This window comes from Nitrospirota bacterium, from assembly GCA_040757595.1.
Classification (GTDB): domain Bacteria; phylum Nitrospirota; class Nitrospiria; order Nitrospirales; family Nitrospiraceae; genus JBFLWP01.
Genome location: JBFLWP010000015.1, coordinates 26,155 through 51,234, shown reverse-complemented (window position 1 = coordinate 51,234; position 25,080 = coordinate 26,155). Strand labels below are relative to the sequence as shown.

At 67.1% G+C, this 25,080-nt stretch carries 24 protein-coding genes and 1 tRNA gene; 13 read left to right on the top strand and 12 right to left on the bottom strand.

Annotated elements, in window-relative coordinates; genetic code table 11:
* Positions 1 to 46: 46 nt before the first annotated feature.
* Complete coding sequence (locus AB1411_13380) at positions 47 to 2,380, bottom strand: hypothetical protein (GenBank protein ID MEW6544586.1); 2,334 nt, start codon at positions 2,378 to 2,380, stop codon at positions 47 to 49.
* Positions 2,381 to 2,432: 52 nt separating this feature from the next.
* Positions 2,433 to 2,759: a hypothetical protein gene (locus tag AB1411_13375; GenBank protein MEW6544585.1), complete on the bottom strand. Its 327-nt coding sequence runs from the start codon at positions 2,757 to 2,759 to the stop codon at positions 2,433 to 2,435.
* A 363-nt stretch (positions 2,760 to 3,122) separates the two neighbouring features.
* Between AB1411_13375 and AB1411_13370 the strand changes: the two genes are divergently transcribed.
* The 4 genes from AB1411_13370 to AB1411_13355 all read left to right on the top strand — a co-directional run bounded on the left by AB1411_13370 (position 3,123) and on the right by AB1411_13355 (position 6,479).
* Positions 3,123 to 3,581, top strand: coding sequence for a hypothetical protein (locus tag AB1411_13370; protein MEW6544584.1), 459 nt, complete (start codon positions 3,123 to 3,125; stop codon positions 3,579 to 3,581).
* Between the two features lie 143 nt (positions 3,582 to 3,724).
* Entirely contained in the window at positions 3,725 to 4,120 is a 396-nt protein-coding gene (locus AB1411_13365; GenBank protein MEW6544583.1) for a hypothetical protein, read from the top strand.
* Positions 4,121 to 4,174: 54 nt separating this feature from the next.
* Positions 4,175 to 4,921, top strand: a complete 747-nt coding sequence (locus AB1411_13360; protein ID MEW6544582.1) for a gamma-glutamyl-gamma-aminobutyrate hydrolase family protein — start codon at positions 4,175 to 4,177, stop codon at positions 4,919 to 4,921.
* Between the two features lie 88 nt (positions 4,922 to 5,009).
* Positions 5,010 to 6,479: an amino acid permease gene (locus AB1411_13355; GenBank protein ID MEW6544581.1), complete on the top strand. Its 1,470-nt coding sequence runs from the start codon at positions 5,010 to 5,012 to the stop codon at positions 6,477 to 6,479.
* A gap of 32 nt (positions 6,480 to 6,511) precedes the next feature.
* On the opposite strand, the gene AB1411_13350 is transcribed toward AB1411_13355, so the two are convergent.
* The 9 genes from AB1411_13350 to AB1411_13310 all read right to left on the bottom strand — a co-directional run bounded on the left by AB1411_13350 (position 6,512) and on the right by AB1411_13310 (position 15,154).
* Positions 6,512 to 6,937, bottom strand: a complete 426-nt coding sequence (locus tag AB1411_13350; GenBank protein MEW6544580.1) for a hypothetical protein — start codon at positions 6,935 to 6,937, stop codon at positions 6,512 to 6,514.
* Between the two features lie 99 nt (positions 6,938 to 7,036).
* Complete coding sequence (locus AB1411_13345) at positions 7,037 to 8,545, bottom strand: DASS family sodium-coupled anion symporter (protein ID MEW6544579.1); 1,509 nt, start codon at positions 8,543 to 8,545, stop codon at positions 7,037 to 7,039.
* A gap of 44 nt (positions 8,546 to 8,589) precedes the next feature.
* Positions 8,590 to 9,078: a phosphate-starvation-inducible PsiE family protein gene (locus tag AB1411_13340; GenBank protein ID MEW6544578.1), complete on the bottom strand. Its 489-nt coding sequence runs from the start codon at positions 9,076 to 9,078 to the stop codon at positions 8,590 to 8,592.
* 143 nt (positions 9,079 to 9,221) lie between these two features.
* Positions 9,222 to 9,608: a hypothetical protein gene (locus AB1411_13335; GenBank protein MEW6544577.1), complete on the bottom strand. Its 387-nt coding sequence runs from the start codon at positions 9,606 to 9,608 to the stop codon at positions 9,222 to 9,224.
* A 79-nt stretch (positions 9,609 to 9,687) separates the two neighbouring features.
* Entirely contained in the window at positions 9,688 to 10,980 is a 1,293-nt protein-coding gene (locus AB1411_13330; protein MEW6544576.1) for an MFS transporter, read from the bottom strand.
* A complete protein-coding gene (nagZ, locus tag AB1411_13325) occupies positions 10,977 to 12,092 on the bottom strand; it encodes a beta-N-acetylhexosaminidase (protein MEW6544575.1) in 1,116 nt (371 codons plus the stop codon). The genes AB1411_13330 and nagZ overlap by 4 nt, the downstream gene beginning before the upstream one ends.
* A 103-nt stretch (positions 12,093 to 12,195) precedes the next feature.
* Positions 12,196 to 13,758, bottom strand: coding sequence for a leucyl aminopeptidase (locus AB1411_13320; protein MEW6544574.1), 1,563 nt, complete (start codon positions 13,756 to 13,758; stop codon positions 12,196 to 12,198).
* A gap of 26 nt (positions 13,759 to 13,784) precedes the next feature.
* Complete coding sequence (gene queE / locus AB1411_13315; protein MEW6544573.1) at positions 13,785 to 14,420, bottom strand: 7-carboxy-7-deazaguanine synthase QueE; 636 nt, start codon at positions 14,418 to 14,420, stop codon at positions 13,785 to 13,787.
* Between the two features lie 35 nt (positions 14,421 to 14,455).
* On the bottom strand, positions 14,456 to 15,154 hold the full coding sequence (locus tag AB1411_13310) for an HAD family hydrolase (protein MEW6544572.1): 699 nt from the start codon (positions 15,152 to 15,154) through the stop codon (positions 14,456 to 14,458).
* A 137-nt stretch (positions 15,155 to 15,291) separates the two neighbouring features.
* Here AB1411_13310 and AB1411_13305 point away from each other — a divergent pair.
* Both AB1411_13305 and AB1411_13300 read left to right on the top strand, forming a co-directional pair.
* A tRNA-Leu gene (locus AB1411_13305) sits at positions 15,292 to 15,376 on the top strand.
* Between the two features lie 110 nt (positions 15,377 to 15,486).
* On the top strand, positions 15,487 to 16,503 hold the full coding sequence (locus AB1411_13300; protein ID MEW6544571.1) for an OmpA family protein: 1,017 nt from the start codon (positions 15,487 to 15,489) through the stop codon (positions 16,501 to 16,503).
* A gap of 179 nt (positions 16,504 to 16,682) precedes the next feature.
* Here the strand turns inward: AB1411_13300 and AB1411_13295 are convergent, their stop codons facing one another.
* Complete coding sequence (locus AB1411_13295; GenBank protein MEW6544570.1) at positions 16,683 to 16,868, bottom strand: hypothetical protein; 186 nt, start codon at positions 16,866 to 16,868, stop codon at positions 16,683 to 16,685.
* A 325-nt stretch (positions 16,869 to 17,193) separates the two neighbouring features.
* Between AB1411_13295 and AB1411_13290 the strand changes: the two genes are divergently transcribed.
* From AB1411_13290 to AB1411_13260, 7 genes are all read left to right on the top strand, one after another.
* Positions 17,194 to 18,096, top strand: a complete 903-nt coding sequence (locus AB1411_13290) for a hypothetical protein (GenBank protein ID MEW6544569.1) — start codon at positions 17,194 to 17,196, stop codon at positions 18,094 to 18,096.
* Entirely contained in the window at positions 18,044 to 19,438 is a 1,395-nt protein-coding gene (locus AB1411_13285; GenBank protein ID MEW6544568.1) for a hypothetical protein, read from the top strand. Before AB1411_13290 ends, AB1411_13285 begins: the two co-directional genes overlap by 53 nt.
* 369 nt (positions 19,439 to 19,807) lie before the next feature.
* Entirely contained in the window at positions 19,808 to 21,085 is a 1,278-nt protein-coding gene (locus tag AB1411_13280; protein MEW6544567.1) for an ABC transporter substrate-binding protein, read from the top strand.
* Positions 21,082 to 22,014 (top strand): sugar ABC transporter permease, encoded by a 933-nt coding sequence (locus tag AB1411_13275; GenBank protein MEW6544566.1) that lies wholly within the window; start codon positions 21,082 to 21,084, stop codon positions 22,012 to 22,014. The genes AB1411_13280 and AB1411_13275 overlap by 4 nt, the downstream gene beginning before the upstream one ends.
* Entirely contained in the window at positions 22,011 to 22,859 is an 849-nt protein-coding gene (locus AB1411_13270) for a carbohydrate ABC transporter permease (GenBank protein MEW6544565.1), read from the top strand. Before AB1411_13275 ends, AB1411_13270 begins: the two co-directional genes overlap by 4 nt.
* Positions 22,860 to 23,002: 143 nt before the next feature.
* Positions 23,003 to 24,142 (top strand): ABC transporter ATP-binding protein, encoded by a 1,140-nt coding sequence (locus AB1411_13265; protein MEW6544564.1) that lies wholly within the window; start codon positions 23,003 to 23,005, stop codon positions 24,140 to 24,142.
* 2 nt (positions 24,143 to 24,144) lie between these two features.
* Positions 24,145 to 25,065, top strand: a complete 921-nt coding sequence (locus tag AB1411_13260; protein ID MEW6544563.1) for a mechanosensitive ion channel family protein — start codon at positions 24,145 to 24,147, stop codon at positions 25,063 to 25,065.
* Positions 25,066 to 25,080 lie beyond the last annotated feature (15 nt).

Here is a 25,080-nt window from a genome sequence, read left to right as displayed (position 1 = left end):
TGTTGGAACGTGTCACGCCCGCGCGACATCCCGCGCGGATCTCCATTCACGGTGTTGGAAAGACGACCGGCGCGGTTTGCTTGGTCGCCACCGGCGCGAAGGGGGTGCCGATGACGAGGGAGCCGTTATTCGGAAAAGGTCCGGCCGGGAAGCCGTTTCCGCCTCCTTTGCTCCAGGCCGTCGTCAGGAGATTGGAGTTGGGGGGGGTCAGGAAGGCGTTCTCGACATAATACTGTCCGCTGGCGCTGGTCAGGTTGACGACATAATTCCCCTGATACAGGGTCTTGGTCCCGTTAGTGATGGTGAGCCCGTAGACGTTGATCCCCGGGGCGCCGGCGATCGCAGCGTTCTGCGAGCCGCCCACGGTGTAGGAGGAGCCATTGATGGCGAAGGTGTAGTTCGACGGCGGGGTCTTGGATGTGCCCACGGACCAATTGAGGCCGGTGCCGAAGGAGATGGAACCGCCGGTGAGAGACGGGAGCGCGCCGGCCGTTGTCCCGTAGACAGGGACAACGTAGGATTGAATGGCATGGTCATTGTTTGTGCCCGTGGCGGTGGCGCTGATTTGATAGGTGGTGCCGGGGCTCAGGCCTGAGATCGTGGTTCCACTTGGACTGGGCATGGCTGGGGTGAGTGTGACTCCGGGGACCGGAATACCCCCACCGTAACTTATGTTGACCGTATAGCCCGTCGCGCCGCTAACGGCCGGCCACGAAATCGTCAGCGAGGAGCTGGTCGGATTCGACACGGTGACCTGCGGGGCGTTCAACCGGTTGTCGTTCAGAATGGTGATGCGCATCGTGGGCACGTTGCTCGGCAGCGGCACGTAGGGGCTGGGCCGTCCGCCGCGGTCGCTGTAGGCAAACCCATAGGCATCCGACAGGTTGTAAAAGACCGCCGCATAGGCATTGTAATGGCCGTCGTTTTTCTTCCGCGCGCCACCGAAGGGGTAGAGGATCGGCGGGTTACTGTACCAATTCGCGCTATTCTGCGGGGCGTTGCTCCCTTTGCCCACGTAGCCGAAGTTGATCCCGGCCATGAAATCCCCGGCGATCACCGCATAGAGGCTGTTGGGGACGGCTCTGATCTGCGCCGACGTCATGCCAGTGGTCGGCACTGAGAAGGCCGTCGCCGGCGCGCCATAGAGGTTGACGTCGTATCCCGCATCCTTGGAAGGGGCCGGCAGCTTGACCGTGACGGTCAGATTCTGCGGGAGCGTCACGGTTTGGGGATTGGGACCGGGTGTGATTCCGCAGGGCGTCCCATTCGTCGCGCCCGTCAAGGTTACGACATAGCCGCCCTTCCCATCCGAGGCAAAGCTCGCCGAGTAGGTGTATGGGACGGCGTTGGGACACCCGGCATTCCCGGCTCCGCTGACCGTGAATGGCTGTCCGACCAGGGTGGTCAGGTAAGGCCCGAAGCTGGGATAGGGGGCCGGTGAGCCGTTTGACGAAGCGGACGCCAGCAGGGAGGGGCCCATGACGCGGGAAAACTGCGTGAGGCCCTGGCTCGGCGTCCAGGTGCCGGTCTTCGTCGAGCCGATCGCCTGGAAGGCCTGGCCCATCGCGGGGCTGAGCCCGTAAAGCTGGTTCAGGATGGTGCCCGTCGAGGCGTAATAGGTCATGGTGTTCAGCACGGTGTTGGCGCCGTCCAGGTAGTCGAACTGCATCGGGATCCCGAAGAAGTCCATGGAGGTCAGGTCCGCGCCGCTCCCGGGATAGCCGAACTCCATCTTGTCCCAACGGAAGGATTCGGTGCCGGTGGGGAAATTGCCGTTGGAGACGGCAACCGGGGTCTTATAGGAGACCATGAGCCGCCCGCCGCTGATCGCCGCGACCGAGAATTGATACACCTGGAGCGAGCGGCCGGTGTAGGGCGAGATCACGGTGCAGGCCAGCGCCGGTAGCTTGCTCACGGGTTTGGCCGCCGCCGATCCCGTGGGGTTGCTGCCGATATCCAGATAGGAAAGACCGTTAGGGGGACCGGTCGGCCAGCCAATGCCCTTGCCCGTCAAGAGCAGATAGACGTCGCTGTCGGACTGGTCGCTGTCATTGACCACCTGGATGGCGAGCGCATGGGGATTCGTATTCGGCGGGCAGACGGTCGGCGCCCTCAGCGCCTTCCCATCCGACGCGCCGCCCCCCAGGGCCTTCGCCAGCTTCTCCGCCTTAGCTTTTTGGGCTTCACTTTCTTTTTCCATCGAAGAGGCAAGCGCACGCTCCTGCTGGAGTTCGGCGCGCATCTTGGCTTTCGCCTGCTCGGACTCGCGCCGCGCCTGCTCCACATCGCCGGAGGAGGCGCAGCCAGCCAACAGCACGAGCGCGGAGAGCAGGACGCTTCCCGCCCAGAGGAAACCGTTCATTGCGGTCGTGCGTGCCATGGGCTCTCTCCCTCCCGGTTCGTGTCAGTGTGCGCGCCCCATGCGCCACTCTCTATTCAAGGTTTTTCATGGCGGCCCGGACTTGATTGAGGGCGTCCACGTGTCGTGCTTCTTCCGCTTTTAAATATTCTTTGACGGACTGGGAAATCTTGGCATGGGCGGCACGCAAGGCTTCATTCTCCTTGGCCAAGGCGGAGAACTGTGTCTGCTCCTTCATCAAGTCGGCCCGCAAGGCGCTCTCCCCTTGCCTCGCCTCCTGGCGGATCTGTTCCAGGTCGCCGGAGGAGGCGCAGCCGGCCAACAGTCCCGCACACAAGAGGAGCCCTGCTTTCCCCGTGGTCAATACGTGCCGGCTGATCGTCTTTCGTTCGGTTGCCACGATGATCCTCCTTGCCTAAGAAGTTTCATGGTGCAGCGGTTAAGGGCGCACAGTGTAGCGGAGCAGGAGGAACCTGTAAAGCAGCTTTCGGTTGGTTAGGCAAGCCTTATGCCATCTCAGGGGGTGATTTCTTCGATATCCGCTTCGAAGGTGTTCCTAAAATCAACCGTAACCACGAAGCCAGTTTAGGTATTTCGTACGAAAGCAGATCGCCCCGTCATTTCGGAGATGATTCAGGTAATTTTTGCCCCCTCTGGTCTGTGGGATTGACGCAACTGTGTGTTAAATTGGCCAGTCGGCGGAGAACGAGCCCTATTCCTTACACGGCCTTTTGTGCCATAAGGGGAGTCAGAGGAACACGGTATGTCTTTTCTTCCCTCGCCCCAACTGCCGCAGTATCGGGTGACGCTCTTCTACGGCCCCGAGCCCGTTGAGGGGAAGCCGGAGGTCCTGCGCTGCGTTTTCAACGTGAAGAAGCGCAGTTGGAAGGGCGGCGTGCAGGTCGTCGTCGAGATGGCCGAACCCCAGATGGAACGGGTGAAGCAGGCGCTCGGGCTTGCCGCCCGGCTGGAACGGACCATGGCCCACATACCGGACGACGAGCGGGCGGACTATCGGCACCGTGCCGGAGACCTCTTCGTACAAGCGATCTGCTGTCTCAAGCTGGACCTAGCGATCGAGGCCGGTCTTCAGCAGGAGAACCGGATCCTCGACGACACCATCCTCGCCGGCGAGCTGGATCAAGCCGTGCGGGAGCAGTCCGATCGGATCATGTCGCAGATCCTGGCGGAACTCGACATCCCGCAGAAAGCAGAAGGATGAAGTTAGGAAACTTCATCCTTCTGAAAGTTAGGGTTGCATCGGCTGGGAAATCTGCTATAAGACACTACATGCTGTGGCCTGCCTGTCCCTCATCCCCCACAGGCTCGGTCTTAGCCAACAAGTGAAGAAAGGAGGCACTTCCCGTGCGTAGTTCATGGACGAAGGCGGTGGTGGTTGTGATGATCCTAGCCCTGGCTCACCTGACCGTGACTCCGACTGGGTGGGCGGCCGAGCCTGCCAAGACGTCGAGCGTCTCAACGGAGGATCCTAACGCCGGCACCCTCAGTGGCGCCGGATTGGGAGCCGCCAGTTGGCTCGTCACGCTTCCGTACGGAGCGGTCAAGATCGCCTTCGCCATCCTGGGCGGCGTGACCGGCGGCCTCACCTGGGTTTTTTCCGGCGGCAACAACGAGGCGGCCATGAGCGTCGTCGGGACGAGCGTGTACGGCACGTACGTCATCACGCCGGAGCATCTGACGGGCGACCGGTCGGTCCGCTTCCTGGGGGTGCCGGCGAACGATGCCTCGGGCACGAAGTGACCGCCGACCGCCCCGGCCCGGTGCGGCGGGAGCGCCCCGCTCGACGGACCAACCATGAAACCCCTCATCGGCGTCACGCCGGACTTCAACGCGGGCGACAGGAAGGAATGGGGCGGCAAGGAGCCGACCTACTTCCTGCGCGCCCGGTACGTGCGCGCGGTGGAGGACCTGGGCGGCCTGCCCGTCATCCTGCCGCTCACTTCCGACCCGGCCCTGCAGCGCCGGCTGCTCAAGGGCCTGGACGGACTGCTGCTCACCGGCAGCGGCCCGGATCTGCCGCCCCGTCTGTACGGGGAGCGTCAGCGGTACCGGTTCCGGGTGATGAGCCGTCAGCGGTATGAATTCGAGCTGGGGGTGGCGCGGCTGGCCGTCAAGGCCCGCGTGCCGATCCTGGGCGTCTGCGGCGGGATGCAGGTGCTCAACGTCGCGCTGGGAGGCAGCCTCGTGCAGGACATCGCCGCGCAATGCCCGTCGGCGCTCCAGCATCGGGCGCCCGGGCCGGCGACCAAGGCGGCCCATCCGGTGCAGGTGGCGCCCCGCAGCCTCCTGCGTCGGATCACGCGCGGGGCTCGAATCCTGGTGAACAGCTCGCACCACCAGTCGGTGAAAAAACCGGCGGCGGCCCTGACCGTCAGCGCCGAGGCACCGGACGGGATCATCGAAGCCGTCGAGGCTGCGGATGCGTCCCGCCATCCGTTCCTGCTGGGCGTCCAATGGCATCCGGAGTTCCTCTACGACCGGGACGAAACCCAGCGCCGGCTGTTCCTGGCCTTCCTCGCCGCCGCCCGCCTCAGTTCGTGACGCGTGACGAGTGGTGCGTGATGAGTAAACTCGCCGCGCGTCTCACCCGTCACCCGTCGCCCATCACCCTTCACGGACTCCGTTGACCATGTTGTCGTCCCTGTTCCGCACCAAGAGCGTCGAGCAGATCCTGGAGGACTGCAACCATCCGACTCACCGGCTCAAGAAGACGCTGACGGCCTGGGACCTGACCGCGCTCGGCATCGGCGGGATCATCGGCACCGGCATCTTCGTGCTGGTGGGGACCGCCACGGTCGGCGACGGCAACCGGCCCGGGGCGGGGCCGGGCATCGTGCTCTCGTTTGTCCTCTCGGGCCTGACCTGCACGCTCGCCGCCCTCTGCTATGCAGAGCTGGCCGCCATGCTGCCGGTGGCCGGCAGCGCCTACACCTATTCCTACGCCACGCTCGGCGAGTTCCTGGCCTGGATCACCGGCTGGAACCTGATCCTGGAATACGGGGTGGCCTGCGTCGTGGTCTCGATCGGCTGGTCCGGCTACTTCAACAACATCCTGAAAACCCTGGGCCTCCACCTGCCGGCCTGGGCGATCCACCCGCCCGGCGTGGACGGCGGCCTGGTCAACCTGCCCGCGGCGATCATCGTCCTGCTGGTGACGATCGTGCTGGTGATCGGCGTGAAAGAGAGCGCGCGGACCACCGGCCTGATCGTGCTCGTCAAGATTGCGGTCATCCTGTTCTTCATCTTCGTCGGGCTGCGGTGGGTCGAGCCGGCCAACTGGACGCCCTTCATGCCCTACGGGTATCAGGGGGTGGGCGCCGCCGCCGCCATCGTCTTCTTCGCCTACATCGGCTTCGACGCCGTGTCCACGACGGCGGAGGAGGCGCGCAACCCGCAGCGGGACCTGCCAATCGGCATCATCGCGTCGCTGGGGATCTGCACCGTGCTTTACGTGGCCGTCGCGGCGGTCCTGACCGGCATCGTCCCCTACGCGAAAATCGACGTGCACGCCCCGGTCGCGGAGGCGCTGCGTCTGGTGGGGTTCAACTGGGGGGCGGCGCTGGTGGCCACCGGCGCCCTGGCGGGGATCACGAGCGTGCTGTTCGTGATGATGATCGGGCAGATCCGCGTCTTCTTCGCCATGTCGCGCGACCGGCTCCTGTGGCCCTGGCTCTCGACCGTGCATCCGCGCTTCGGCACGCCGCACCACGCGACGCTCCTCACGGGCGTCGGCGTGGCCGTGCTGGCCGCCCTGGTGCCGATCGGCGAGGCCGCCGACATGACCAACATCGGCACTCTCTTCGCCTTCGTGCTCGTCTGCGCCAGCGTCATCGTGCTGCGGCGGGCCCGCCCGTCCCACCCCCGGCCGTTCCGCATTCCGTTCATGCCCTGGGTCCCCATCCTGGGCATGGCCGCCTGCCTCGGCCTGATGGCCTTCCTCCCGCTGATCACCTGGATCCGGTTCGGGGTCTGGACCGTCATCGGCACCGCCCTGTACCTGGGGTACGGGATGAGGCACAGTCGGCTGGCGGAACAGGGGGCAAGAGGCGAGGGGCGAGGGGCAAGGGAAAAAGCTTCCGGCGAAGGGAGCATCCTCTAGCCCCGCGCCTCGGGCCTCTCGCCTGCGAGAGATCAGCTCGCGTCGCCGGCCGGCGCGGCCTTTTCGGCGGGGGTCTCAGCCGATTCGGGTTTCGGAGCGGGAGCGGCTGCCGGTTTGGCCGGCGCCGGCGAGGCCCCGCCGGTCGGAGCGGCACCCGTGGGAGGCTTCGGGGCGGCGGGCGGCTTCGGCGGGGCGGGTTTCTCCGGCTTGATCCCGCTCTCCCAAGACGGCCCGTCGTACATCTCCGAGGCGAGCCCTTTGGTCTTCCACTTCTCCTCGAAGTCGGCCGCCGCCTTGTTCGGCGTCTCGCCCTTCCCCACCACGTCGTTCCACGGATAGAACCGCGGCCCGATCTCGCAGCCGTGATCCGTCCGCTTCAGATACAGCGCGATGGGATTCCCGCGGTAGGGTCCGAGAAAGATATGGATGCAGCCGACGTATTCCAAGAGCGGCGCCACCTCAATGACTCCAAAAGAGAAAACGGAGAAGAATCCGAGGGGTGGCATGATGCCATAACCGAAGACCCTAGGCAAGAGCGGGTGACGAACGACGCTTCTCTACGCCAGGCCGAGGAGCGGGCAGAAGAGACGGAGCGTCACCCAGATCAGGACGGCGCCGAGCAAATCGAAGAGGATGCCGGCCTGGACCATGCTCCGCATCGGGACGAGACCGGTCCCGTAGACCAGCGCGTTGGGCGGGGTGGAGACGGGCAGGGCGAAGCCGAGACTCGCGCCCAGGCAGGCCCCCAGGGCCGGCGGGACCGGCGAGACTCCGGCGGACTGGGCGATCGCGATCGCCAGCGGCACGAGCATGCTGGCCGAGGCGGTATTGGAGGCCAGTTCGCTGACGAGCACCGACGCCGCAATCGAGACCGCCGTGAGGCTCCACAGCGTGCTCACGCCGAAGTACTCGACGAAACCCCTTCCGACCGTGTTCGAGAGTTCCGTCTTGACCATGAGGTCCCCGAAGGCCAGCCCGCCGCCGAACAGCAGGATCGTGCCCCAGTTGATGTCGCTCGCCTGCCGCCAGGAGAGGGTGAAGCGCCCCTGCTTGAAATCCGTCGGGAGGATGAACAGCAGGCAGGCGGCCAACAACGCGACCAGCTCGTTCGGCAGGCGCCGGTCGAACCAAGCCACGAGGGGATTCTCCGAGCCGAGCCACGCCGCGAGCAACCCGGGCCCGATCCAGAGCAGCAGGGCGAGGCCGAAGACCAGGCAGGCGTTGACCTGCCCCCTGGTCCATGGGCCGAGCGCGCGGCGCTGCTCGTGAAGTTGGTGAGCGAAGTCCGGCAGGACCGGCGTCTCAGGGGGATGGAGCTTGAGGAGCAGGCTCCAGCAGACGGCGAGCATCAGGATCGCCAGCGGCAGACCGAACACCATCCAGGTCAGGAAGGGAACGGCCGCGCCGGTCTGTTGCGCGAGGAGTCCCGCCCCGATCAGGTTCGGCGGCGTGCCGATGATCGTGGCCACCCCACCCGCCGTCGCGGCGTAGGAGAGCATGAGCATCAGGGCGATCCGGCATTCGCCCAAGTGATCCACTTCGGTCCCGCGGAGCGTGGCGCAGACGCCCAGCGCCACCGGCAGCATCAGGGCCGTGGCGGCGGTGTTGCTGATCCACATCGAGATCACGGCGGTGACGAGGCCCATGGCCAGGAGCACCCGCGAGGGACGGGCCTGGACCCAGGAGAGGCCGAGCATCCACGTGGCGAACCGACGGTCCACGCCGTGGGCGGCCATGGCCTCAGCCAGAAAAAAGCTTCCGATGAACAGGAAGATGATCGGATGGGCGTAGGAGGCGAAGATGCTTTTGGCTGAGCCCAGGCCCGCCAGAACGCAGAGCGCCGTGCCGAGCAAGGCCGTGACCGGCAGCGGGATCGGCTCGGCGATCCAAAAGAGGACGACCCAGGTCAGGATCGCCGCCAGCGTATGGGCGGCCGGGGAAAGGGCCGGCAGCGGGGCCAGGTAGACGAGTCCGGCCACGACCGGCCCGAGGGTCAGCCCGACAACCTGCTTCCACTGCTCCGCCGGCTTGTCCGGCTCATCCACGGGCGCGAGAGGCGTCGGCATCGACGGTCAGGGAAAGACAGACTGGCGACGGCGGTGGACGAGGGTCATGGCCGGGGCGCGAGACTCGTCGCGTCCGCTTGCGCCGGCCGCTTGCGGATGACGAAGACGCCGACGACCAGGACGATGATGACCCCGACGTTGACCCCGACGTCCATCAGGTACCGGTTGAACAGCTCGCTGGTGATGTCCGGCTGGTGCGACAATTCGGCGCTGGCCGTCAGGATCCGCCTCGTGCAGGCGATGATGCCGACGGCCAGGTAGGGCTCGAGGGCCAGGATCTCGGTCTGGAGGAAGCGGACGACCGTACGAAAAAGCTCGAGCAGGATGATGACCAGCAGGAGGTCGTTCAACAGCTTGAGGCCGGCCACGAGCAGTCCGACCTTGAACGCACCGTGGATGAACGTGTACCAGCTGTAGGCGAAAATCAGCATGCCCAGGATGAGCAGGCTGAAGCCGGCGGTGATGTAGCCCCACCGATCCAGCCATTCCATCCTGGTCAGCCAATCCTTCATCGCCTCGGTCCGGTCGCGCATAGGGCCCCCGTGACTCGTCGTTCGTGGCTCGTGACGCCGGTCGCAAAGAAGTTCTCAGTTCTCAGTTTCCGGCACTGACACCTGAAAACTGACCCCTCCTTCACTATTTACGTTTCACGTCTCACGGTTCACGTTTCACGTCTTCATGCCGTTCCCTGCTGACCCGTCTCGCCCGGCGGCGTGCCGCGCATCTGCCCGAACCGCAGGTCCTGCACCGACGTGACCGTGAGCGAATGGCCGCAGCAGACGATCTCCTGAAAGCCGGCTCCCCCGTCCAGGACCATGACCCGGAGGCCGCAGGAGCCGGGGTGCAGCCTCTTCTCGTCGAGCACGCAGCCGACCGGCAGGCCTCCCTTCCTGCGTCCCAGGGGCGAGCCGAGCTGCGTGACGACATCCTCCTCGGTCAGCTCGTGTCCGCAGCAGACGATCTTTTCGAACCCCTCGCCCCCGCCCATGATCTTCACGACCAGGCCGCACCCGTCCGGGTGCCGCTTCCGCTCGTCAATGATGTCGCCCTTCTTCAACGCCATAAAAATCCCGTGAGATGCACGAGGTGAGACGTGAGGCGAAAGGATGAGAAGAGGCCCAGCTTGCAGCGCGCTCCACGTCTCACGTGTTTGATGCGGCGGCCTTTCCCCGCGCCTCGTCCACCGTCTGGAACGCCAGCAGCCCGATCGCGAACAGGACGGCCATGGACAGGACGGCCCAGCGCTGGCTGCCGGTCCGGGCCGTCACCTCCCCGTAGATCACCGGCCCCAACACCGCCGCGAACTTGCCGGTGACCGAGAAGAAGCCGAAGAACTGCGCCTGCCGGCCGACCGGCGTGAACTGGCCGAGCAGCGTGCGGCTGGCCGTCTGGTTCGCGCCCAGGACCGAGCCGGCCAGGAGACCGATCGCGTAGAACTGGGCGTGGGTCCTGACCAGCGAGGCGGCAACGGCCAGCGCGATCCAGATGAGCAGGGTCACGCTGATCGTCCGCTTGGCGCCGATCCGGTCCGCCAGCCGGCCGAAGCCCACGGCGCCCAGCCCGGCCGTCACCTGCGTAATGAGGAAGTAGATAATCAGATCGCCCGGCGAAAAGTCCAGGACTTTGTTCGCGAAGATGGCCGACGCGACGATGACCGTGTTGATGGCATCCGTATAAATCAGGTACGCGACGAGGTAGGCGGCCAGGTCCCGGTAGCGGCGGAGTTGCCGCGCGGTGGCGGCCAGCCTGGAGAAGGCCTGCTCCCAGAAGGAGACTCCGCGGTCCGGTTGCGGCACCGCCCGCTCCTTGAGCAGCCAGAACGTCGGCAGGGCCGCAACCAGGAAAAAAGCGGCAGTCACGACGAAGCTGAGCCGGTACTGGGAGAGGTTGCTCTCCGCGAACCCGTTCTTGATGAACGGGTAGGCGAGGGCCAACGAGAGGAGCCCTCCGGCGTAACCGAGGCCCCAGCCGTAGCCGGAAATCCGGCCCATCGTCTCCGTGGTGGCGATCTCGACCAGGAACGCGCTGCAGAAGAGGAAGCCCAACTCGAAGGCGACGTTGGCGGCGCCGAACAGGACCAGCCCGGCCCAGACATCCCCGGCCTGGACGACGTAGAGGAGCGCGGTGCAGGCGACGCAGACCAGGGTCGAGCCGATCAGGAAGGCCCGCTTGGCGGCGCGCGCGTCCGCCACGGCGCCCAGGGACGGGGAGAGGACCGCCGCGAGCAGCATCGAGACCGCGTAGCCCCAGAACCAGACGCGCTCCGCCGAGCCGGCTAGCCCGACGTCCCGGGCGACCACCTGGACGAAGTACACGCTGTAGGCGACCGTGACGATCAGGGTGGTGAAGGAGGAGTTGGCGAAATCATACATGCACCAGGCCCAGATCTCCCTGGGCCCGGCCGGTCCGACCTTGCCGGTGGCTGGACCGTTCACGCAGGCGTCTTCACGGACGGGGGACTGGTCCGCACGAGGGCCTCGAGCACCGAGCGGTGCGCCTGGCTCCCGACCATCAGCCGCGCAGCAACCGGGTCGGCCGGTGCATAGGGATGGAGGAAGCGCTGCTTGAGGGCTGCGATCCGGCGGAGCGAGGCCTCCAGACTGGACGGCGCGATCGTACCGTCCTCCACCGCCCGCCGCACCGTTTGCATGGCCGCAACCTGCCGCTCGCGCTCCTGGCAGATCAGGAGCAGGTCCGCGCCGGCCTGCAACGCGAGGACCGCCGCCTCGCCGACGCCATAATGGTCGCCGATCGCCTGCATTTCCAGGTCGTCCGTCAGCACCACTCCGTCGAAGCCCAGCTCGTTCCGCAGGAGGCCGGTCAGGATCGGCGCGGACAGGGTGGCGGGGGCGTTTTCGTCCAAGGCCGGATAGAGGACGTGGGCCGTCATGATAGTTGCAAGCCCGTGCCGGATCGCGTGGCGGAAGGGGAGCAGCTCGACCGTCTGGAGCCGTTCGCGCGAAGCTCTGACGACGGGCAGCTCCTTGTGGGAATCCGCTTCCGTGTCCCCGTGGCCGGGGAAGTGCTTGCCGCAGGCCACGACCCGGCGGTCCTGGAGCCCCCGCAGGGTTGCCAGCCCCAGTTCGGAGACCGCGGCCGGATCGGCGCTGAAAGCCCGGTCCCCGATGATCGGATTGGCCGGATTCGTGTTCACGTCCAGGACCGGCGCCATGTTCATGTTGACGCCGACGGCGCGCAATTCGCTCGCAGTCACGGCCGCAGCCCGGTAGGCCAGGTCCAAGGCCCGTTCGGTCGGTTGGCAGCTCCCCAGGAGGGCGCAGGGGGGGAAGATCGTGAAGCCGGCCGGCAGCCGGGAGACGCGCCCGCCCTCCTGATCGATCGCGATCAGGAGGGGGGAGTCCGGCGAGAGTTTCTGCAGCCCGTTCGTGAGAGCGACGATCTGCTCGACTCTTTCGAGGTTCCGCGCGAACAGGATGACGCCGCCGGGCTTGTACTCCCGCAGCAGGTCCGCCAGTTCAGCCGACACCGAAGTGCCGGCGAACCCCAGCATGAAGAGTTGGCCGATCTGGTCGCGCAGGGCGGTCATCGGCAGCCACACCAGACCGTGACAGGTGATGCGTGACACGTGACGCGTAAAGAATCGGAAGCGTCTCTGAGTCTTTTCGTCATCGCTTGTCACCCGTCACGCGTCACTCATCACGAGATTCGGCTTCGTGCAGCAGGTACTGGAGCAAGAGACGCGTGCCGATGCCCGTCGGGCCCTTGGCGATGTAGGCCCGCTCCCGCTCGCTCCAGTCGGTGCTGGCGATGTCCAGGTGCACCCAGGGACAGTCCCCCACGAACTTGCTCAGGAACAGGGCGGCCGTGATCATGCCGCCGCCTCGCCCGCCGATGTTCCGCATGTCGGCCACGTCGCTCCGGAGCTGCTCGAAGTACTCCTCCCAGAGCGGCATCTCCCAGACCCGCTCGCCCGCCCTCGCCCCCGCCTGCTGGATGCGGCCCTTCAGCCGCTCGTCGTTGCTGAACATCCCGATCGCGAACTGCCCGAGCGCCACGACGCAGGCACCGGTGAGCGTGGCCACGTCGACGATCGCCGCCGGTTTGTAGCGGGTGGCGTAGGCCAGCCCGTCCGCGAGGATCAGGCGGCCCTCCGCGTCGGTGTTCTGCACCTCCACGGTCTTGCCCGAGAGGGTCTTCAGGATGTCGCCGGGCTTGATCGCGCGGCCCCCCGGCATGTTCTCCGTGGCCGGCAGGATGCCGACCAGGTGGAGGGGCAGGCGGAGCCGGGCGGCCGCCCGGACCGTCGCCAGCACCTCCGCGCCGCCGGTCATGTCGGCCTTCATCTGCTCCATGTTCTCGGCCGGCTTGAGCGAGATGCCGCCCGTGTCGAACGTGATGGTCTTGCCGACCAGCACGATCGGCCTGGCATTCCCCCCCTCACCCGGGCCCCGCGCCCCGCGCCCCGCGCCCCGCGCCTGTCCCTGGTACTCCAGCACGATGAACTTGGGCGGCTCGTGGCTCCCCCGCGCGACGCCGATGAAGGCCCCCATGCCCAGCCGCTCCGCGTCCCGCCGCTCCAGGACCCGCACCCGCACTCCGCGCTCGGCCCCGATCTTCCTCGCCTCGGCGGCGATGCGGGACGGCGTCATCACGTTCGAGGGGTGGTTGCAGAGGTCGCGGACGTACATGGTCGCCTCGGCGCTCGCCAGCCCCCGCCGGACTCCCTCCTTGACGGAGGCGAGCGGCTCGTCCTTCGACGGAACCAGCGTGACGCGCTGCAGGCCCCTCGGCTCGTCATGGTTGTCGCTGCGATATTCGGTGAACCGGTAGCCGCCCAGGACCGCCCCCTCGACCATGGCCTGCGCGGTCTCGACCGCTGAGGCCTTCGTCGTCGTCCGGCCGAGCAGCGGGACCGTAAAGCTTTTCGCTCCGGTCTGGCGAACCCGTTTCGTGACCGTCGCGAGGGCCTGCCGGACCGTGTCCAGCCGCGCCTCCTTCTTCTGACCCAGGCCCACGAGCAGGACCCTCTTTGCCGGAACCCGCCCCTGGGTGTGGACCACCACCGTCTGGCAGCTCTTGCCTTCGAACTCTCCGCTCTTGAGGAGGTCGCGCAACAGGCCCTTCAAGGCCCGGTCCACTGCGGCGGCCTCGCCCTGCAGCCCTCGATCATCCTCGTAATGGCCGAGGACCAGGACCTCGGCCGGCTCCCTCTCGATCTTTCCTTGCTTCACCTTCACGTCAACGACGTCCATTCAAGTCTCCTCATCCTCATGCATTTTCACACCCCGCGCATCTCAGGATCCCAAATGTATTTGTGGAGCTGGAGTTGGAACCGCACGGGAAGCCGGTCGCCCAGGATCCATTCGGCCAGCAGGCGCGGCTCCAGGGTTCCGAAGACCGGACCGAAGAGGACCGTGCACCGCCCGGCCAGGTCATGCTGTCGGACGAGCGCTTTCGCCCACTCATAGTCCTTTCGGTCTTTGATCACGAACTTGACCTCGTCCTTGGACGAGACCCGGTCAAGATTCTTCCAGTCCATCCGGTCCGTCATGCCGCTCCCGGGGCACTTCACGTCCAGGATCACGTGGGCCCGCTTGTCCACCGGCGCGATGTCAATGGCCCCGCTGGTCTCGACCAGCACCTGGTAACCCTCGACACAGAGCTTCTCGATCAGGACGAACGCCTCCGGCTGGTGGAGCGGCTCCCCGCCGGTGACTTCCACCAGGGGACATGCGCAGGCCTTCACGCGGGCCAGGATCTCCTCGAGCGTCACGTCCGTCCCGCCGGAGAAGGTGTATTCGCTGTCGCACCAGGTACACCGGAGCGGGCAGCCGGTCAGGCGGACGAAGACACAGGGCAGCCCGGCGTAGCTGGACTCGCCCTGGATGCTCTTGAAAATCTCGGTGACGCGCATGGCTCAGAAGCGGCGACGCGTGATGCGTCACGATTCTACGTCCATTTCGCGACCGGCCAGCCCTCGCGGCGAGCGATGCGGCCCATGCCACGGATCGGGTTGACAACCAGCGGATGGCCGACGAGACGCAGGAGGTCCGCGTCGCCCGGACTGTCGCCGTAAGCATAACTGTTCTTCAGGTCGAGCCCCTCACGGGCCACCAACGTCTCGATCAGCCGCAATTTTCCCTCTCCGTACGGGAGCGGCGGCAGGACCCGGCCCGTATACAGGCCTCCGCTCCGCTCCAAACGGGCCGCCAGCACCAGGTCCACCTTCAGGAACTCGCCGAGGGGCGCCGCCAGAAACTCCGGCGTGCCGGTGACCAGAATCAGCCGATGTCCCGCCCGCCGGTGCCGCTCCAGCGAGGCCAGCGCCGTCGCCGAGAGAAACGGGCAGACCTCGGTCTGGACGAACGTCCGGGCCTGCGGCTCGATGTCCGCCGACCGCTTCCCGACCAAATAGACCTTCCGCTCGCGGAGCGGATGCAGGGAGACCGGCGGCACCTGGCCGAGCAAATGGAGGAGGCTGCCGGCCGCCTCGCGGGCCCCGACCAACCCCCTGCGCCAGAGATACCGGAAGAACCGGATCTCGATGGCGGACCCGGCGATGAGCGTGTTGTCCACGTCGAAGATCGCGGCCGCACCCGGGTCGGAACCGAGGGCGGGCGCGTGGCTCTGGGCTGGCTGCACGGTCACGTCGTGATCCTGAATCGGGTGAGGTCGGGCGGGCGACAGGGTTCAGGCAGAACGTTGATGCCCACGATGGAGGGGATTCTACCGAAGGGGTTCGTTCATTGACAAGCCTTTTGACCCCTCCCTATAATGCGCCCGGCGCCGAAGTGGCGGAATTGGCAGACGCGCACGTTTGAGGGGCGTGTGGGGTAACCCGTGCGGGTTCAAGTCCCGCCTTCGGCACCATCCCTCCCTGAACTCCTTCACTCCCGGCCCTCGAGCGGGCGACGACTTGACTCGCCCGGGCGGACCGCCTAGCCTGGACCCATTCATACGGGTCATACGGGCAGGTTTTCATGAACGGCTTTATCCGCTTCTTCCTTCTCACCGGTCCGCTCCTGCTTCTGACCGCCGGCCTGGCGGCCGGCTGCGCGACCTCCGGCACCGGGCAGCCCGATCCGTCTCCCCACGCACCCCAGGCAGTCCAGCAGGCCTCTCATGGCCCGGTGCCGTGCGAGGAAGAGTTGGGCCGTTTGCGGAAGCAGCTCGACGCCGCCCGGTTCGCGCTCGACACGGCGCGCAGGGTCCAGGAAGAGGCGATGGTCGCCCGCGGGGCGGCGGACGATCAGATGAAAGAGCTGGCCGACCGGATCGCCTCACTGGAGCAACAGCTCAAGAACAGCGAGACCCAGCGGGAGCAGGCGGTGGCGGCGCAGCGGGCGGCCGAGGAGCAGGTGCGCGCCTTGAGCAAACAGGTCGCGCCGGTGGAACAGCCGCTGCAGCCATCGCAGACTCAGGAGCCGGCGAAGCCCGTTCAATCAGAAGCCCCGGTCCAACCGGGGGCGGCGCCCCTCTCCACCGCGTCCACCGCTTGCCGGGACATGTCCCAGGAAACGGCCCTCCCGAAGGAGCCCTCTGCGGCGGAGCCGCCAGTGGCGCGGCAGAGTCTTCAAGAGATTGTGGCAGCGGTCGTACCGCGCCGGACCGACGGCGAGGCGGCCCCCTTGGTCATCCTCCTCCAGACCGACGCGCTCTTCTCGCCCGAGCAGGACCTCACGCCCGCCGGCCGGCAGGTGCTTGCGCCGATCAAGCTGGTTCTGGCTTCCATGCCTCAGGCCACGGTCGAGGTCCGCAGCCATACGGACGGCCGACCCGTCGTCGGGCGAAAGCCGGGCCGGCCCCGGTCCAACTGGGAACTGGCGGCCCTGCGCGGCGGCAAGGTGGCGGCTTACCTGTTGGAGCCACCCGGCCTGGCACCGGACCGTCTCCGCATCGTCAGCTTCGCGGACACGAAGCCGCTGAAGGCCGAGCGGACCGAGGCGGACCGGCGGAACAACCGCCGCATCGAGTTGCACGTCCTACCCGGACCCTGACCCGACGGCAACGCGCCCGATCGATGAACCAGCGCGACGCAAGGTGATCGCTGCCCGGTTTCGCCCGGCTTTCAGGAGATAATCCAGCAGTCGAAAACGCTGGGCTAAGGGGAGAGGAAAAAACGGGACGTGGGGGAGAAGGGAAGGGGCGCGGCGCGGGGCCGCGCCCCATAACGTTATTACTTGCCGCCCTTCTTGTCCTTCTTCTCGTCCTTCTTGTCGCCCGCGAAGACGAGCTTGCCGCCCTTCTTATCCTTCTTCTCTTTGTCGCCAGCCGGAGCCGGGTTGCCCGCGAAGGTGGTGACGGTCCCCATGCCGAAGGTCAACGCCAGCGCCAGCGCCATCATGCCAACGAGCTTCTTCATGTCGAGCCCTCCTTAGAAAGATGAATGTGATTGATCCGGGGATGGAGCCCCTCGGTCGCCTAATCGGGCCGTCAGTGATAGCAGGATACCCGCGCAAGGTCAAGGGGAAAAACGACGGCATCCTCTCTTTTTCTGAGAGAACATGGGCATCGAAGGGGCCTTCACAATACACGCCGATATGGACAAAACCTCTGCCAGGTAGTCCAAAATGTCCAAAGCTCACGATCTTCGCCGAATAGCTGATGGCGGCAAGTTATGGCATACTAAAGCGGATTGGGAAAAGGTGCCCGTGGGAACCATAATGGGTCTATCTTCCCCGCTCAGCATGCTGGTGACCACCGCCGAGGAGTTCGACCGGGTCGCAACCGAGGCCCTGCCGGAGCTCCTCGACCGGGCCACCGCCCAGACCAGGCGGTTCCTGCGCGAGACCGGACAGTGGCAGGAGGACGTCGCCCACGAGAAGTTGGCTCTCCGGTGGGGCTACGACCTCGTGGAGCGATTCCTCGCCTGCGGGCGCTCCGAAGTCCCGTGCCGTCCCTTCCTGCTGCTGGAAAGCCTGGTCACCAAGTACTTCAGTCAGCCGGAGCCGCTCTGCTACCACAAGGACCTCCTGTCTCCGCTGGGCCGCTTCCTCGACGGCCTCGCGTCGCGGGCCGTGATCAGCCGGGACGCGTTGATCGCCCTGTTCTACCACTTCTACGGATTGGGCCAGGGCCAGGTGGCGCGGCTGCTCGGGCTCGGTTCCGTCGAGAGCCAGCGCGTCTACAAGAATTTCGAGCGATGGCGCCGGACCGGTTGGCAGAGGACGATCGAGGAGATCGGGCTCACGGACCAGGACCTTCAAGAGATCGAAACGCAGAAGCAACAGCATCCGGACCGGCTCAAAGGCGAGGCCGAGCGGCTCCTCCTGGTCGTCCAGACCCACTACCGGAAGAGCGAGCCCCAGCACTTCCCCTGCCGGTCGCGCGAGGAATGGGCCGACCTGTTCAAGGAAGGCTACGGACTCGACTACCGGATCTGGCACCTGGCGATGTGCCGGAACTGTCTCTTGGAGGTTCATGCGCTGCGGACGGACGGGACGGAACGCAGACCAGCGCCCCAGGTTGACCTTCACGTGCGCCCGCTCGTGAAGGGCCGATTCCTGACCCTTGTCCTGGGAGAGACCGGAGGAAACAATGGAAACGAAACGGGACGACGAGCTCAGCATCTATCGGGAACATCTGCTTGAGCAACTCCGCACGGACGTGAACCTGGTGCGGCAGGAGGAGCCCGGCTCGCTCCAGGTCTTCGTCAACCAAGAGTGCGTGGGCACGTTGGAGTGCAGCGAGTCACGCGTGACGCTGGCGTTCACGAGCCAGGAGCGGCCCATCCACCTGGTGGAAATCCGGACGGCGGCGGGCCGGCTGGCCGGCGCCCTCTGCCTGGACGGAACCGGCGTGAAGCAGGAGCGGTTCCACGCCGGACGCTTCCTGGTCGAAGCGCATCTGCGAAACCAATCGGATCGGGGGATCCTGCAGGTGGCCTGTCACGCGGTCAGCCCGGCGCGGCAGCGCATCAGAAGTCTGGTGACGGGGGTTGCCACTGGCGGTCGGTGGGACGGCCAGACGGATGCCAGGGTTCTCGGATTCCGGCCGGGCCTCTCCCTCGCCGCCCAGGTGGTGCTGGCGACGGCGGTCGCCTTTCTGGTGGCCGACCGGCTGACCACCAGGTCCGAGCCCGGAGGCCAGACCGCCCGTATCCTGCCCATCGTCGAATCCACCACCCAGAAGCTGGCGGCGATGGAGGAGACCATCGCCAGGCAGGAGCAGGTGCTGGCCAGGTTGGCGCAGGCTCAACAGGTCTCGACCCAAGCCTCCGAGGCCCAGCAGGAGGCCGCGCAGGTGCACCGGGCCGTGGCGAGGCTGGCGCAGGCCCAGCAGGCTTCGACCCAGACCCTCCAGGCCCAGCAACAGCAGATCGCTCAAGTGCACCAGGCGGTGGAGGCGATGGATCAACGGGTCCGGACCGACGCCGCGGCCCTGCGGCAACTCGTCGGCGATTCGAGGAAAGGATTCGAGGACGCCGTCGAGCGGCATGTGCGCCTGGCTCAAATCGGCGACGAGAAGGAGCGCGCGCAGCTCCGGAGCCAAGTCCAGCAACTGGTGGCCGCCAGGGACGTGCTGAGCCGCGAAGTCGCGGCGCTCAAAAGCCGGGAAGTCGAGCAGGGGCTCAAGCAGCAGGCGGTCGTCATGGCCCGGATCCTGTCGCCGCAGGAGGCGGAGCGCAAGACCGCCGAGGTGGCGGAGGTCACGGTCCTGCCCGGCCCCACCTCGGTCCCGGCCAAGGCGGGAGAGGTGGAAGCGCAGCCCTTCACCTTCTGGGTCTCCTTCCAGGACGGCACCTCCGAGGAGAACATCGAGCGGCTGATCCACGCCATCCAGGGCCGCCGCGGGCCGACCAACGCCGGGTGGTACAACGTCGAGGTCAACCTGCCCAAGCCTCAGACGCCCGAAGGCTTCTTCGAGTCGCTCAAGCGGGAGAAGATCGTCAAGGCGGTCACCCTGACGAGAAACGGACCGGCAGGGAAGTAAGCCGCTCCGCTTCGTCGCGGGACATCGGTCGAGCCGGCACGCGCTCAGGCGAAGGCCGGCTCGACCGTTTCCCCCTCCGGGACCCAACGGGATTGGTCAGGCCGCCCGCTCGCCAGAAAGGGGGAGCGGCGGGCCAATCCGCCCCGTCCGCCCGCATCTCGCCGGCACTTCCCTTGCGCCATCCGCCATCGTCGGGAACGAAGCGCCGCCAGCATCCTCGCGTCCCTCCTCGAACGAGGAACGAGCCCCGGCGAGACCGCTCCCCCCGGCCCAGACCAGGAACCGGTTGACGCACCGGTCGGTGACGGAATAAGGTCGTCCAAGGTGACGGCAGATTATCGGGAAACCCCACCCTCGCGGAGCAGTCCCATGTCAACCTTCTCCAGCCAAGGGGTGCTGCTTGTCGCGCTGGCGCTCCTCGCCGGCTGCACCGCCGGCTCTGCGCCCCCGCCCCAGGATTCCGGGACGATCACGATCGTGTTCAAGCACGGCAAATTCGCCGGCGATCCCGAAGCCTTCACGGCCCTCCTGCGGGACTTCGAGCGGCGCACTCCGGGAGTCGTCGTCAAGGAGGAGGTGCTGCCCGCCTCCACCGATCAGCAGCACCAGTTCTACGTGGTCAATCTGGAGGGTCGTAGCGTGGCCTTCGACCTCCTGGCGGTCGACGTGATCTGGGCACAGGAGTTCGCGCGGGCCGGCTGGCTCGCCGAGTTGGACCACCTGTTGCAGCCTGCGGAGCGCGAGGACCAGTTTCCTGAGATGATCCGGGCGGCGACCTACGCAGGACGGCTGTACGCGATCCCTTGGTACATGGAGGCGGGCCTGTTGTACTACCGGCGCGATCTCCTGGAACGGTACGGGCTCGCGCCGCCGAGGACCTGGCCGGAGCTGGTCGCGGCCGTCCACGCGATCCAGCGAGGCGAGCGCGATCCGGGCTTGCAAGGGTTCCTCTGGCAGGGAAAGCAGTATGAGGGGCTGGTCTGCGTGGCGCACGAATTGGCATGGGGAGGGGGAGCGGACCTCCTGGAAGGCGGGGCGGACGCCGCGCAGGCGGTCTCGTTCATGCGCCGGCTGGTCGGCGAGGCGGTCTCTCCCGCGTCCGTGGCCACGGCGGACGAGGAGACGACCCGCCGCCTGTTCGGGGCCGGCCGCGCGATCTTCATGCGGAACTGGTCGTACGCCTGGACACTCCTGCAGCAGGACGGCTCGCCGGTGCGGGACAAGGTGGGGCTGGCCCCGCTGCCGGCGTTCCCGGGACACGAGTCGGTCTCAGCGCTCGGCGGCTGGCTGCTGGCCGTGCCGAAGCGCGCCGCGCACCCCCGCGAGGCCCAGGCCCTGATCCGGTACCTGACCTCGCCGGAGGTCCAGCGGCGCTTGACGCTCGATCTGGGATACCAGCCGGCCCGCCGCGACCTCTACCGCGACGCGGCGCTGATGGAGGCCAAGCCCTGGCTGCGCGACCTGCTCCCGGTGCTGTCCGCGGCCAGATCCAGACCCGTGACTCCCTATTACCTCACCCTGTCGCACATCCTGCAGCCGGAGCTGAGCGCCGCCCTGGTCGCCGCGAAGTCGCCGGAGGAGGCGCTGGCCTCGGCCAAGCGGCAGGTCGGGGCGCTGCTGGGCTCGAGACCGTGGGAGAGGGGATGAACGGAAGGGACGGCCATCGGGGCGCGTCGCGCCGGGGGATCTCGGAGAGAGCCTGGGGAGCCCTCTTCGCCGGGCCGGCCCTGTTCCTCGTGGGATTGCTGGCTCTCGCCCCGCTCCTCGGCGCCGTCTGGCTGAGCTTCCATCGGCGGCTGCCGATCTTCGGGATCAGCGAGTTCGCGGGCGCGCGCAACTACTGGCTCCTGTGGGGGGACGAGCGATTCTGGGCCGCCTGCCGGACGACGCTCCACTTCACGGGGCTCTCGGTTGCGGCGGAGCTGTTTCTTGGGCTCGGCCTGGCCCTGTTGCTGGACCGCGTGCTGAACGGCCGCGCCGCGGAGGCACGGTGGGTCCAGGCGGCCGTGCTGATCCCCTGGGCGGTTCCCACCGTGGTCTCGGCCCAGATGTGGAGCTGGCTGTACCATCCCGACTACGGGTTGCTCAATTATCTCCTGCAGGCGACAGGCCTCGTGTCCTCGCCGATCAACTGGCTCGACGACCCGGTCCGGGCCCTCCATGCCGCCGTCCTGATGGACGTCTGGAAGACCACGCCTTTCGCGGCGCTCCTCCTGCTCGCCGGGCTGAAGACGATTCCGCGCGACCTGTACCTGGCCGCCCGGGCCGACGGGGCCGGCCGATGGGCCGTCTTCCGGCACCTGACGCTGCCGTTGCTCCTGCCGGTGATCCTGATCGTGCTCGTCTTCCGCACGATGGACGCGGTCCGGATCTTCGACGCGGTGTACGTGCTGACGGGCGGCGGCCCGGGGAACGGCACGGAAACGCTTTCGATCTACGCGTACAAGACCCTGTTCCAAACCCTGCAGTTCGGCTACGGCTCGACGCTCGCCACGGCCATGTTCCTGGTCGTTCTGGCCCTGACAGCCGGCTATCTCCTGCTGCTGCGCCGGCACCTGAGGGAGATAGCATCATGACCGAGGGGCGAAGCCACAGAGGCACCAACGCGGCCAAGGTCCAGATCGGGCGCGCGCTCCTGGCCCTCGCCTGCGTCTTCTGCGTCGGCCCGGCCGTGTGGCAAGCGGTCACCTCTCTCAAGCCGGACGCCGAGTTGATCCGGCTTCCGCCGCTGCTGCCAGGGGAGCCCACGGCCAGCCACTACCGGGCGGCCGTGGGGGAGCCCTCGCTTCCGCGGGCGCTTCTCAACAGCGCGCTCGTGGCCACCGGCGCCACGGTCCTGGCGGTCGGCCTCGGCGGGCTCTGTTCCTTCGCGCTGGCGAGGCTGCCGGTCGGCGGGAAGCGTGCGATCCTGGCCGTCGTGCTCTGCGCGTCCATGTTCCCGCCGATCGCCGTCATCAGCCCCCTCTATCTGCTCGTGCGGGCCCTGGGATTGCGGGACACCCTCACCGCGCTGATCCTGACCCACGCCGCCTACGCGCTCCCGCTGACCGTCTGGATCCTGACGAGCTTTTTCCGGCAGATCCCGACGGATCTCTACCGGGCCGCGCGGGTGGACGGATGCAGTCCCTGGCGCGCCCTGGCCCTGGTGATTCTGCCGCTGGCGAGGCCCGCGCTGGCCGTGGCCGCCCTTCTCGTCTTCATTTTTTCCTGGAACGAATTCATGTTCGCCCTGACCTTGACCGCCAGCGAGGCTGCGCGAACGGCTCCCGTCGCCCTGGCCCTGTTTCCCGGGCTCCACGAGATCCCCTGGGGCGACCTCGCGGCCGCGTCGGTGCTGGTCATGGCCCCGGTGGTCCTGCTGGCCGTCCTGTTCCAACGGCACCTCGTGGCCGGGCTCACGGCGGGAAGCGTGAAAGGGTAGGGAGACGTGACGGGTGATGGGTGACGAGTGGAAAAAAGAGAGACAACAGAAAGGATGCGGCGCAATCTATAGAGAAAAGGCTTTGCGCGTTTTCGGACTCATCATGCTGATCACGCATCACGCATCACGCGTCACGGGTTGAGATGGCTGAAGTCAGGCTGGAAGGGCTGCGCAAGGTCCTGGGAGGCTCCGAGATCCTCGCCGGGATCACGCTCACCGTGCGGGACGGGGAGCTGTTCACGATCGTGGGGCCTTCGGGCTGCGGCAAGTCCACCCTGCTCCACCTGATCGCGGGCCTCGAGAGACCCACGGCCGGGTGCCTCCTCTTCGACGGGCAGGACGTCACGTCGTGGGAGCCCCGGGAGCGGGACGTGGCCCTGGTGTTTCAGAGCTACGCGCTCTACCCGCACATGACCGTGGCGGACAACCTGGCCTTCCCCTTGCGCGTCGCCCCGCGCCGGAGCCGGCCGGATCGGGCGGTCAGGGAGCGCGAGGTCCGTCGCGTGGCCGGCCTCCTCGGGCTCGAGCCGCTCCTGGACCGGCGGCCGGGGGAGCTCTCCGGCGGCCAGCGGCAGCGGGTGGCCCTGGGCCGGGCCCTGATCCGGAGGCCCCGCGTGTTCCTCCTGGACGAGCCGTTGTCGAACCTCGATGCGCAACTGCGGGCCGACATGCGGGCTGAGCTGCGACGGCTCCACGACCGTGAGGGCATCACGATGATCTACGTCACGCACGACCAGACCGAGGCCATGACGCTGGCCGACCGTCTCGCAGTCCTGCGCGACGGGCGCCTGCAGCAGGTCGGCACGCCCCGGGACCTGTACGAGGCGCCGGGCAATGCGTTCGTGGCCGGGTTCATCGGGTATCCGAGCATGAACCTGCTGCCGGCACGCCTCGCGCGCGGACGGATCGTAGCCGGTCCGCTTCAGCTCCCCTGTCCGACCGATCTCGCGGCGGCCAGCGGGCTTCTCGAGGGCGCCGCGGTGACGCTCGGCCTCAGACCGGAAGGCCTCCGCGTGTCGGCCTCCGTTCCCGCAGCCGGGGCGCCGACCGGCATCGTCCGGCTGGTCGAGCCCATGGGTGGCCAGACCTGGGTGACCCTGGAGCTGGAGATGGAAACGGGCGTCATCCTCACGGGCCGTGGGGACAAGGAATTCTCGGGAAAACCGGGGGAGCGGGCTTCGCTGTGGATTGAGGCCATGTCGCTGCACCTGTTCGACGCCGGAACGGGTCTGCGCCTGACCGGCGAGCCGGCCGCGCTCAAGCGGACTTGCGGGAGGTCCTGACCATGCCGAGCTTTTCGCTGTCGTCCTTCACCGCCTGGCTCTTCGATTCGGCCGTGGGCCTGGGCCAGGTCGGGCTCCACGTCGCGCTGGTCATCGTGGCCGGCGTCGTCGCCCTGCGGTTCCTTCGCGCCGGGATCGGACGACTGGAGGCCTTGCTGATCAAGGCCGGGGAGGCCAAGGAGCTGGTGCCGGGCGCGGCCAGTCAGCGGATCGCCACGCTGACGAGCCTGCTGCGGACACTGGCCTCGGCGATGATTTGGGCGATTGTCGTCGTCCTCGCCCTGGCGCAGCTCGGGCTGGACATCAGGCCCATTCTGGCCGGCGCGGGGATCGTGGGGCTCGCAGTGGGCTTCGGCGCGCAGAACCTCGTGCGCGACCTGATCAGCGGGTTCTTCATCATCCTGGAGGACCAGGTGCGGGTCGGGGACGTCGCCGTCGTCAACGGCACCGGCGGGCTCGTGGAAGCGATCACGTTCCGCACGATCACGCTCCGCGACCTGGCCGGCACCGTCCACGTCTTTCCGAACGGCACGATCACCACCTTGTCCAACATGACGAAGGGCTGGTCGGCCTACGTCATCGACGTCGGCGTGGCGTACAAGGAGGACACGGACCGGGTGGTCGAGGTGATGCGGCAGGTGGCGGAGGAGCTCCGGCAAGATCGCGCCTACGCGGACAAGTTCCTCGAGCCCATCGAGATCCTCGGGGTGGACGAGTTCGGGGACTCGGCGGTGGTGATCAAGGCGCGACTGAAGACGAGACCCATCGAGCAATGGACCGTCGGGCGCGAGTACCGGCGGCGGCTCAAGAAGGCCTTCGACGCACAGGGGATCGAGATCCCGTTCCCGCACCGGTCCCTGCTCCTGGCGGAGGCGGAAAGGCCGGTCAGAGTCGAGGTTCGGTCCGACGCGGATCGTCGGTGAAAAGGAGGGGACTCG